This is a genomic window from Pantoea sp. CTOTU49201, assembly GCF_032054795.1.
Taxonomy (GTDB): domain Bacteria; phylum Pseudomonadota; class Gammaproteobacteria; order Enterobacterales; family Enterobacteriaceae; genus Pantoea; species Pantoea symbiotica.
The window spans coordinates 1-10,599 of the sequence record NZ_DAMBSA010000132.1; the positions used below are offsets into that span (position 1 = coordinate 1).

General features: G+C 55.9%; 11 protein-coding genes. 8 read left to right on the plus strand and 3 right to left on the minus strand.

Translation table 11 applies throughout. From position 1 onward, the window contains the following. On the minus strand, positions 1 to 775 hold a 775-nt coding region (locus RTY00_RS11335), incomplete at its 3' end, for a Gfo/Idh/MocA family oxidoreductase (protein WP_312664500.1). A gap of 405 nt (positions 776 to 1,180) precedes the next feature. Here RTY00_RS11335 and RTY00_RS11340 point away from each other — a divergent pair. The 5 genes from RTY00_RS11340 to RTY00_RS11360 all read left to right on the plus strand — a co-directional run bounded on the left by RTY00_RS11340 (position 1,181) and on the right by RTY00_RS11360 (position 7,046). Next, positions 1,181 to 2,194 (plus strand): LacI family DNA-binding transcriptional regulator, encoded by a 1,014-nt coding sequence (locus RTY00_RS11340; protein ID WP_312664501.1) that lies wholly within the window; start codon positions 1,181 to 1,183, stop codon positions 2,192 to 2,194. Positions 2,195 to 2,211: 17 nt separating this feature from the next. Beyond that, positions 2,212 to 3,036, plus strand: a complete 825-nt coding sequence (locus RTY00_RS11345) for a sugar phosphate isomerase/epimerase family protein (RefSeq protein WP_312664502.1) — start codon at positions 2,212 to 2,214, stop codon at positions 3,034 to 3,036. Positions 3,037 to 3,244: 208 nt separating this feature from the next. Continuing rightward, entirely contained in the window at positions 3,245 to 3,844 is a 600-nt protein-coding gene (locus RTY00_RS11350; RefSeq protein WP_312664503.1) for a gluconate 2-dehydrogenase subunit 3 family protein, read from the plus strand. 116 nt (positions 3,845 to 3,960) lie between these two features. Continuing rightward, a complete protein-coding gene (locus tag RTY00_RS11355) occupies positions 3,961 to 5,730 on the plus strand; it encodes a GMC family oxidoreductase (RefSeq protein ID WP_312664504.1) in 1,770 nt (589 codons plus the stop codon). 2 nt (positions 5,731 to 5,732) lie between these two features. Beyond that, complete coding sequence (locus tag RTY00_RS11360) at positions 5,733 to 7,046, plus strand: cytochrome c (protein WP_312664505.1); 1,314 nt, start codon at positions 5,733 to 5,735, stop codon at positions 7,044 to 7,046. 103 nt (positions 7,047 to 7,149) lie between these two features. Here RTY00_RS11360 and RTY00_RS11365 read toward each other — a convergent pair whose 3' ends face one another. Together RTY00_RS11365 and RTY00_RS11370 are read right to left on the minus strand one after the other, a co-directional pair. Continuing rightward, positions 7,150 to 7,614 (minus strand): heme-degrading domain-containing protein, encoded by a 465-nt coding sequence (locus RTY00_RS11365; protein ID WP_312664506.1) that lies wholly within the window; start codon positions 7,612 to 7,614, stop codon positions 7,150 to 7,152. A gap of 82 nt (positions 7,615 to 7,696) precedes the next feature. Then, positions 7,697 to 8,047, minus strand: a complete 351-nt coding sequence (locus RTY00_RS11370; RefSeq protein ID WP_312664507.1) for a cupin domain-containing protein — start codon at positions 8,045 to 8,047, stop codon at positions 7,697 to 7,699. A gap of 145 nt (positions 8,048 to 8,192) precedes the next feature. Here RTY00_RS11370 and glsB point away from each other — a divergent pair, with 145 nt between their 5' ends. From glsB to RTY00_RS11385, 3 genes are all read left to right on the plus strand, one after another. Continuing rightward, complete coding sequence (gene glsB, locus RTY00_RS11375) at positions 8,193 to 9,116, plus strand: glutaminase B (RefSeq protein ID WP_175501710.1); 924 nt, start codon at positions 8,193 to 8,195, stop codon at positions 9,114 to 9,116. A 346-nt stretch (positions 9,117 to 9,462) separates the two neighbouring features. Continuing rightward, on the plus strand, positions 9,463 to 9,879 hold the full coding sequence (locus tag RTY00_RS11380) for a DUF2946 domain-containing protein (RefSeq protein WP_312664508.1): 417 nt from the start codon (positions 9,463 to 9,465) through the stop codon (positions 9,877 to 9,879). A 72-nt stretch (positions 9,880 to 9,951) separates the two neighbouring features. Then, on the plus strand, positions 9,952 to 10,599 hold a 648-nt coding region (locus tag RTY00_RS11385; RefSeq protein WP_312664509.1), incomplete at its 3' end, for a PepSY-associated TM helix domain-containing protein.

A 10,599-nucleotide genomic window follows, 5' to 3' on the forward strand; every position in this document is an offset into this window, starting at 1 on the left:
GCCCTACCGCGCCGTTGTCGTAATGCATCAGCACCATGGCGTTATCTTCCAGCGGTGCGCGCGACGGAATGAAGCTCTGGCGATCGCACAGCAGCGATTTCACTTTCAGCTCTGGCAGCACCAGCTGTGAGATGTAGAAGGTGTGCGTAGAGATATCGCCGAGCACAAACGACGGACCAGCGATCTTAGGATCGACACGCCATTTTTGCGCTTCGCTGAATTTGTCGGCGCTGTCATTGGCGCTGAAGCCGTGGGTATATTGCAGCTCCACCATGCGCACATCACCAATTTCGCCATTGGCGATCATCGCCCGCATCTGCATCAGCAGCGGATGGCCGGAGAAACCGTAAGTCACGCCAACGATCAGCCCTTTCGCCGCCGCCAGCGCTTTGATTTCCAGCGCTTCAGCGGTGGTGAAGAACAGCGGCTTTTCACAAATCACGTGAATACCGGCATTCAGCGCCGCTTTGGTGATCTCAAAATGGGTGCCGTTAGGCGTGGCGATGGACACTACTTCAACGCCATCCTCACGCTTCGCCTCTTCGGCCAGCAGCTGCTGATAAGTGGCGTAGCAGCGATTCGCATCGAGTCCTAAGTTGACGCCGAAATCGCGGCCGCGTTCGGCATCGATATCAAAGGCGCTGGCAACCATCTGATACGCCGTGTTATCACGCAGCGCACCGCAACGATGTTTATAACCAACCTGGCTGAGACGACCGCCGCCGATCATGGCCCAGCGCAGTGGGCGTGGAATACTCTTTTCACCGATGAGCATAACAACTCCTGTTTATTTTGCACTCGGGTGCAAAATGGGTTGAGGTAAGATGTTGGGTATTGTTTTTCGGGTATTTTACTTTTTGCTACCGGGTGCAAAATGAGCCACTCAGTTGAGCCTTTAATGATGTTTCTTGCTTTGTGGTGAGCAAAATGTCGGCGAAGACGACTTTTTAGTCAATCTGGCAAAGTGCAAATCAGCGAAAGCGATCACAAAAAGTGAATGAAATGCACCCGATTGCAAAAAACGTTGCAATCGGGTGCAAAGATCAAACATAATCGCAACATCATAAAAACAGGGTTAATTGTCGCGCTTTACGCCAAATGCGTGCGCTTAGGTGTTTATTTTCCGTTGGGTTTCACGTTCAATGCTGGGGGTCTCCGCTTTTTCCCCTATGCAGGTGCTATGAGTAAACCAACCGCAAAATCCCACAAAGCCACCGCCAGCGATGTGGCAAGACTGGCTGGCGTCTCGAAATGGACGGTGTCGCGTGCCTTTACGCCCGGCGCGTCCATTTCCGAGAAAGCGCGCGAACGCGTAATCGCCATTGCCACCGAGTTAGGTTATCGCCCTAACCTGCTGGCGCGCAGCCTGTCGCAGAAAAAGACTCAGATTATTGGCGTGGTGATCGACGAGCTAAAAAATCCGCACTCGATGCTGATGCTCGACACCGTCACCCGTCAGCTGCAGCAGCGCGGCTACATGGCGCTGCTGCTGAATATTGGTAGCGGTGAAAACTACCGCGCGGTGCTGTCGCTGGCCGATCAGCTGCAGGTCGATGGCATGCTGTTTCTCGGCACAGTGCTGAGTGATGAACTGATCGCCGTGGCGCGTGAAATGCACCACATTCCGCTGGTGCAGGTGTGTCGTAACAACGACGAACCCGGCATTGAAGTGGTAAATGTCGACGGATTGCAGGCGGGCAAACAGCTGGGCGAACTGCTGCTGGCGCAAGGTTATACCCGCATCGGTTACATGATGGGCCCGGCCACCAGCAGCCATCACACGCTGCGTTTAGGAGGCTTGCAACTGGCGCTCAACGAAGCTGGCTTAGCGCTGGAAGTGCTGCTCACCGCCGGTGAATACGCCCGCGAACGCAGCTACGACGTGTTGACCGAGTATCTCAATGCACAAGCGCCCGATCAGCGGGTTGAAGCGCTGTTTTGTGAAAACGATGTGCTGGCGCTCGGCGCGCTGGCGGCACTGCGTGAAGGTGCAGGCAACAAATTTATGGCGGTGGTGGGTTTCGATGATATCGACGAAGCCAGCTTGCCAGGCTGGCAGCTTACTACCTTCAGCCAGCGTATTGATTTGATCGTCACTGAAGCCCTGAACCGGCTGATTGATGAACGTGCCACTCCGGGTGGCGTTTGGTCTCAGGGAGAATTGCGTATTCGACGCTCTCACCTGAAGCCGTGAGGTAACAAGGAGGAGAGATGAAGTTGTCGTTGCATGGCGTGTCTGTTTGGTACAGCAATGCCGTCACTCAGTTACGCATCGCCCATGAGACAGGCTTTAGCGGGCTGGAAATCCTGCCAGAACATCTGTATCGCTATCTGGATAACGGTGGCAGCTATGCTGCCTACCGCGATCTGATAGCGAAATACAGCGTCGATATTACCTGCATTAATGCGCTAAAACGCATTGGTCGCCATGAGCCGCAAGCGCGTGCTGAGCTGCTGCGCGAAGCGGAAAAAATCTGCCAGGCGGCGGTGGAGCTGCGTTGCCCGGTAGTGCAAATCATGGCGCTGACCGAACTCGATCACCTTTCCGCTAACGAGCGTGATGCCATCCTGCTGGAGAATATCTCCGCCATCGCCGATATCGGCGCACCGCACGGCATCAAATTCCAGATTGAAGTCGTCGCCTTCACCGCGTTCAATTCGCTGCAACACGCGCTTGACCTGATTAAACAGAGCGGCAAAGACAATCTCGGCGTGGTGGTGGATTTCTGGCACCTGCATGCTGGCGGCGGTACCACGCCTGCCGAAGTGGCGCGCATGGATAAAGATCTGATTTACGGCGTGCATTTCTGCGATGGTCGCGCAGCTAAACCGGGCGAAGCCTGGGATGAGTGGGTACAACGCGACTATGCGCCGGGCGAAGGTGATGTCGATATTGCCGCCTGGGTGGCTGCGGTGAAAGCCACCGGCTACGACGGTGTTTGGTCGCCGGAACTGTTAAGCCCGCAGAATTGGGAAGACGATCTGTGGGATATTTCCCGTCACTGCTATGAAGATATGAATAAATATATTTATTAACATAAAGGGAGCCCGATAAACGGGTTTCCCGTAAATACGGTCACCATAAATGGCGACCGTATATTTACCCTACCTCTGAAAAAAACAATAACGAACGCAGATTCGTCGCTAGCGCCTGCGCGCTATTTTCGCACGGTCATTGCGTCTGAAATATCTGAACGTCGTGCTCTGTCAATATTCATTTCTTGAAGATTAAGGGATAAGAAGTATGAACCGAAGAGAAGCGCTCTTTTCGCTCAGTGGAATTGTGGCATCCCTCGCCGTCGCGCCGCAACTGCGGGCGAAAGAGCTGCACAATGTCCCGCTGGAAACCAAACTCAGCCCCGATCACCTGCCGCAACCCGCATGGCAAGACGGTTATCAGGTGCTCACTAATCCGCTGGATCGCCAGAATCTGGCCGCCATTTTTGATCGCCTGATCCCCGCCGATGATCTTGGCCCATCCGCCAGTGAAGCAGGCGCAATCGAGTTCCTCGATAACCAGTTAGCCGGAGATTATGGCTCCGGCGCGGCGCTCTATTTGCAGGCGCCGCTGCATCCGGAAAATGAAGCGGCGTTGATGGGCAGCCCGCAATTTCTCACGCCACCGAAAGCGCGCTATTTAACCGGCTTAACCGCGCTGGAAAAGTGGGCGCAGCAACAGCATCAGGCTTCATTACATACCTTATCAGCTGAACAGATCGATATATTCCTGACGGCAATGGAAGACGGCAAGATCGATTTAGGAAAAGACGTGAATAGTCAGGCGCTGTTTGAATTAATGCTACAAAACGCGCGGGAAATAAAAATATGGTGGGCTGGAAAATGATCGGTTTTCCTGGCGCACGTTATGACTATCGCCCTTATATCGAACGCCGCAACGAAAATCTGGCGCTTATTCCCGTCAGCCTCATTCCTAACGATTAAATAGCCGGAGCTGAGTCAATGTCATTAGTAAGAAATAAAGCTGACGTGGTCATCGTCGGCTTAGGTTGGGCCGGTTCGGTGATGGCGGAAGAGCTAACCCGCGCGGGACTCAACGTGGTCGCCATTGAGCGCGGAGCCTGGCGCGATACCTCGACCGATTTTCCGGTCGCGATTGATGCCGATGAACTGCGTTTCCACACGCGCCGCAAAATCCTGCAACCGATGAGCGTGGAAACCACCACCTTCCGCAACCGCAGCGATCAGCTGGCGGCGCCGGTGCGTAACTGGTCGGCGTTTCAGTTTGGCTGGAACGTGGGCGGTGCCGGCACGCACTGGGCGGGCATGTCATGGCGCTTTACGCCGTGGGATTTTGAAGTGGCGAAGCAAACCCGTGAACGCTACGGCGCCAAGAAGATGCAGGGTTTGCAACTGCAGGATTGGGGCGTGACCTACGACGAAATGGCGCCGTTCTACGATCGCTTCGAGCGTATTGCGGGCACTTCCGGTATCGCGGGCAATCTCAACGGCCAGCCGCAAAAAGGCGGCAATATCTTCGAAGGCCCGCGTTCGCGCGACTATCCTACCCCGCCGCTGAAAGATACGCATTGGATGAGCAAGTACCGCAAAACCACCGAGAGCATGGGATATCATCCGTTCACGGTGCCTGCCGGTAACTTGTCGCAAGCTTATGTGAATCCGCTCGGCGTCAGCATGGGTCCGTGTACGTATTGCGGCTTCTGCGACTTCCACGGCTGCGGCAACTTCTCCAAATCATCGCCGCAAGCCTGCATTCTGCCGGTGCTGATGCGCCGTCCAAACTTCACGCTGCTGACCGAAACCGAAGTGCTGCACGCCGTGAAGCATGACGACGGTAAAACGGTGAAAGGCGTGAAATTCATTACCCAGGATGGCGTGGAAGGCTTCCAACCGGCGGATATCGTCTGCATCACCGCTTATCAGATGGATAACGTGCGCCTGATGCTGCTCTCCGGCGTGGGCGAGCAATACAATCCGCTGACCGGTCGCGGCACCATTGGCCGTAACTACAACTACCAAACCTGCTCCAGCGTCACCGGTTTCTTTGATGACGAATACATGAATCCGTTCATCGGCGGCGGCGCATTGGCGGTGCAGATTGATGACTTCAACGGCGATAACTTCGACCACAGCGATCTCGATTTCATCGGCGGCGCAGGCATCATGGGCTTCTCCACCAACGGCCGACCGATTCAGAACATGAATGGCCTGCGTCCGGGCACCAAACGCTGGGGCAGCGAGTGGAAAGCGGGCTACAAGCGCGATTACCAAACTGCTGGCACCATCTTCTGCCAGGGCACCTCGATGCCGATGCGCGAAGCCTATCTCGACCTCGATCCCAACTACAAAGATCGTCACGGCCAGCCGCTGATCCGCACCACGTTCGACTGGAACCAGAACGATGTGCGCATGGCGAAGTACGTCACCGATCGCGCTATCAACATCATGAAAGAGACCGGCGGCCAGCATATCGTGGTGGATAACCAGGCGGAGAAAAGCTGGAATCCGTATCAGCAGCACAGCTCGCACACCATTGGTGGCGCGGTGATGGGCGCCGATCCCAATACTTCGGCGCTCAATCCGTATCTGCAAAGCTGGGATGCGCACAACCTGTTTGTGGTCGGCGCATCCGCCTTCCCGAACAACGGCGGTTATAATCCCACCATTACCATTGGTGCGCTGGCGGTGCGCGCCGCGCAGGCGATCCACCAGAAGTACATCCATAATCCGGCACCGCTGGTGGGGGCGTAATCATGGCGAAAGCAAAGAAAATCACCTACACGCTCGCCGCGCTGGCGGTGATTGCAGGGATCGCAGCGTCCGGCCGTTTGTGGGTGGTGTTAGACAGCGCGCGCTCCAACGTTGCCGACGACAAGGTGCAGCTGGCCGATTTCCACAGCAACGACGATGCCGCCATCAAACGCGGTGAGTACGTGATGCGACTCGCCGATTGTGCCGCCTGTCACAATGCGGACTTCTCCGGCGGCTACAAAATCGATACGCCCTTTGGCGCGCTGCAGACCTCGAATATTTCGCCAGACCGTGAAACCGGCATCGGTAACATGACCGAGCGCGATTTCTTCAACGCGGTGCGTCAGGGACGCGGCGAACACGGCTTCCTCTATCCAGCGATGCCGTACACCGCTTACACCAAAATGAGCGATGGCGATATGCACGATCTTTGGGCCTACTTCTCGGCGCAAAAACCGGTGCACAACGCCATCGATGAAAATGCGGGCATGAATTTTCCTTACAACATTCGTCTGGCGATGGCGGGCTGGAACCTGTTGTTCTTCGATAACAACGCGTTCAAGCCGCAAACTGCGCAGAATGACGAGTGGAATCGCGGCAAATACATCGTTGATGGTCCGGCGCACTGTAGCGTTTGTCACACCGCGCGTAACGCATTGGGCGGCGAAATCAGCAGCCAATATCTGCAAGGCGGCAATCTGGGAAGCTGGTACGCGCCGGATATCACGCCAAATCCTCACGCGGGCATTGGCAATTGGAGCGATGAGCAGATCGCTGACTACCTGAAAACCGGCTCTAACGGCGAAAGCGTGGCGGCGGGCCCAATGGCGGAAGCGGTTGAGCACTCCACGCAGTACTTTAACGATCGCGATTTGCACTCTATCGCCACTTATCTGCGCAGCTTACCGGCCTCTTCCACGCCGAAAGCCGCCGGATTCGTGATGGATAAAGCGCGTCACGATCAGGCGGCACTGCGCTATGAAGTGGATTGTTCGGCGTGTCACGGGTTGTCGGGCGAAGGTATCAGCGGCATGGTGCCCGCCTTTGCCGGCAATGGTGCGATGCAGAACGATCCCACCAACATGATCCACGCGCTGCTGGACGGTGCCCGCGCGCCGCACACCGCAGGTCGCCCCACGTCCGCAGGCATGCCAGCATTCTCCTGGAAACTTAACGATCAGGAAATGGCAGATGTGCTGAACTACGTGAGAAATTCGTGGGGAAATCAGGCTGCGGAAGTTAAGGCCAGCCAGGTCGCCGATCTGCGCAAAACCACCAGCGCAGGCGATAAGCTGAAAGTCCCGGAAATGAAATAGCGTTTGTTCACCGTAGGGTCGCCATTCATGGCGACCTAATCCCAGGTGCGCATGAATGCGCACCCTACAAAAACGCGCTAACCCTTCTTATCGTTATCCTATATCAACGCAGCAGCTGAGCAATCCCCCACAGCGCTAACGCATGATCGTCTTCGGAAGGTAAACCGCTGATGGTGACTGCGCCGATAATCGCGCCCTGAGCAGTGAGCAGCGGGAAGGAACCACCGTGATCGGTGTAATCTTCCTGGCGAGTATAAGCCTGCTGCGCCATCCGCTCGCCCTTCTGCTCATTGAAAAGCCCCACATACAGAGATGAATGACCGGTCAGCAGCACGGTATTGCGCTTGCGACGCATCCATTCCAGGTTTTCTGGGGCGGATCCTGGCAACGCAGCCAAAAACAGCACCTGTCCAAACGCATAGACTTCGATAGCCACAGGCGCATTGTCTTCACGGGCGCGCTGCTGAATGCTTTGGCCAATTTGCCACGCTAAATCGAAATCAAACTGCGGTAAACGATGCTCAGCTTCCTGCTGCAGCAGGGTTTCAAGGGACGGCAGCGATGACATGATAGAATCCTCTCAATTTGAAATAAATTTTCCATATTTTATAACATGGAAGATATTTTTCGCATGTGATGAACTTCTCACTTCAGATTTCGCTAACCGGAATCGCGCCGTAATGCACCGCGAGCCACACCGTTGGGCCGCTGCTGTCCGTCCAGTTGACGCGATGGCGGCAGCCTGCGGGAATCTCTACAAAATCGCCAACCTGCAAGTGACGCTCCTGCGCTTCCCCTTCCAGCTGCAATCCTGCCGATCCTTGTAAAATCATCACCCATTCACCTTGCGTCTGGCAGTACCAGAAATCCGGCGGACTCGCTTGCCCGGTGGAAACGATGCGTTCGATATGCAGATTGGGCTGCTTCAGCAGCGCTTCGAACGTCTCTGCGCTGCCGTTCTGTGCGGCGGCGGGAAAATCGCGAAACAGGTTTGTTATCATCGCGCGGGCTCGACATTTAATGAAATCAGCCCGCACTGTAACGCAGGCTTCACCCAGAAGGCTCACAGAATTTCGCGCCGCCGATTGACGCGCTGCACGCAAATCACCATCATCCTGGCCACGAATGGCTACATGGAGCGTGAAGGTGTCGGAACTCAGTAATGCATTGCTAGAAGAGATTGTCAGCGAAGTTCGCCCGCTCACCCAACAGGGAAAAGTGGCGGATTATATTCCGGCGCTGGCCGACGTGGATGCCGATCAGCTCGGCATCGCCATTTGCACGCCTGACGGACGCTGTTTTCAGGCGGGCGATGCCGCGACGCGCTTCTCTATTCAGTCGATCTCCAAAGTGCTGTCGCTCAGCGTGGCGCTCACCTTGTATGAGGACGGCGAAATCTGGCAACGCGTCGGCAAAGAGCCGTCCGGCCAGGCGTTCAATTCGCTGGTGCAACTGGAGCTGGAACAAGGAAAACCGCGCAATCCGTTTATCAATGCCGGTGCGCTGGTGATGTGCGATCTGCTGGAAAGCCGCCTGACAGCACCGCGTCAGCGCATGCTGGAAATTGTGCGTCGTCTGGCGCAGCAAAATGACATCAACTACGACCGCGTCGTCGCGCGCTCTGAATACGAACATTCGGCACGCAATGCCGCCATTGCCTGGCTGATGAAATCCTTTGGCAACTTTCATAACGATGTCAGCAAAGTGATGGAAACCTATTTTCACTATTGCTCGTTAGCGATGAGCTGTGAAGAACTGGCGCGCACCTTCCTCTATCTCGCCAATCAGGGCCGCACACAGGATGATGAATCAGCGGTGATCTCGCCGCGCCAGGCACGTCAGGTGAACGCGTTAATGATGACCAGCGGCATGTACGATGGTGCCGGAGAATTCGCCTGGCGCGTGGGGATGCCGGCGAAGTCGGGCGTCGGCGGCGGCATTGTCGCGGTGATCCCCGGCGACATGAGTATCGCAGTCTGGTCGCCCGCGCTGGATCATTCGGGTAACTCCTTAGCAGGTACCGCGCTACTGGAGAAACTCACCGAGCGGCTGGGAAGATCGATTTTTTGAGGGGTCTTCAATTACCGCACAAGCCGTAGCGGCGGGATTGAACGCGCACTTAGTATCCAGGTGCGCATGAATGCGCACCCTACGGGTTTTTGTAGGTTCGCCATTCATGGCGACCGACCCAAGTTAACGTGCATCACGTAATAAGCGCGCCCATTCACTCCCACATCTGGCCCTAATGTTTCCACTCTGTTTTTAACAGGTTGCATTAACGTTAACAGCCGCATCTCTTTAAGTGATTATTTTCAAAAGGTGCGAATTTTTCCTTAAATAACCTTAGTTTTTTTAACCCACCATCGGCATTCGCGTTACACTTCCGCCTCATTTACGGAATCATCCACTAGCAACCATGACGTTTACACATCACTTCCGCCAGCGTTTGACTGCCTGCGTCGCAATTGTGGCGGTGCTGCTGCTGTTCGTCGCGCCGATTGTGTCGAAAACGTTGATGGAGCGTCAAAGCCAGGTACGGGCGATGCCGCAGCACAGCATGATGGATAGCTCAATGAGCCATCATGAAATGATGATGGCGGATATGCCGATGCCCGGCATGAGCCATCACATGATGGACGACGGCGAGTTTGCCTGCGGCTATTGTGATCTGCTGGTGCATGTCCCGCTGTTAATGTGGGTGTTTATTCCGTTCATCTGGCTGATCATGGTGATCTCGCGCGCCCCGCCGCTGCCCCGCGTGGTTGCGCCGATTGTGCGTCGCGTTAGCAGCATTCATCGTCCGCGCGCCCCGCCTGCACCGCTTTCCTGCTGACCTCAATTATTGCAGCGCACGCTCAGCTTGAGCGATGTGCTAAGACAATTTCTTTTTGGAAGGAAGACGGCTTTGTCTGCTGCTCACTCTGCAGCACCGCGCGGCGCGGTGCTTAATTTGCTACGTCGCTTACATTTTTATATTGGTCTGTTTGTCGCCCCGTTCATCTTCGTTGCGGCGCTCAGCGGCACGCTTTACGTGTTAACGCCCCAGCTGGAAAACCTGATTTATGCCGATGCGCTAACTGCTGAACCATTCGGCAACGCGCAGCCACTGTCAGCGCAAATCAGCGCGGCCCGCGCCTATGCGGGAGAGAATCAGCACATCTACGCGGTGCGCCCTGCGCCGGGCGCAACGGATACCACGCGCGTGCAGTTCAGCGATTCCACGCTCGGAGCATCGCTTTCGCGCGCGGTATTTATCGATCCTTATAGCCTGAAAGTGAAAGGCGATATGCCGGTCTACGGCACCAGCGGCGTGCTGCCGTTACGCACCACCATCGACTTGCTGCACAGCAGCCTGCTGCTCGGCGATTTTGGTCGCAACTACAGCGAACTGGCGGCGTCCTGGCTGTGGGTGGCCGCGCTGGGCGGCGTGGTGCTGTGGCTGGGAACGCGTCCGAAACGTAAGCTGAAACAGCCGCGCAGCGGCTTCGCCTTCAGCCGCCACTGGCACGTCACGCTCGGACTGACGCTGGCAATCTGTTTGGTGTTCTTCTCG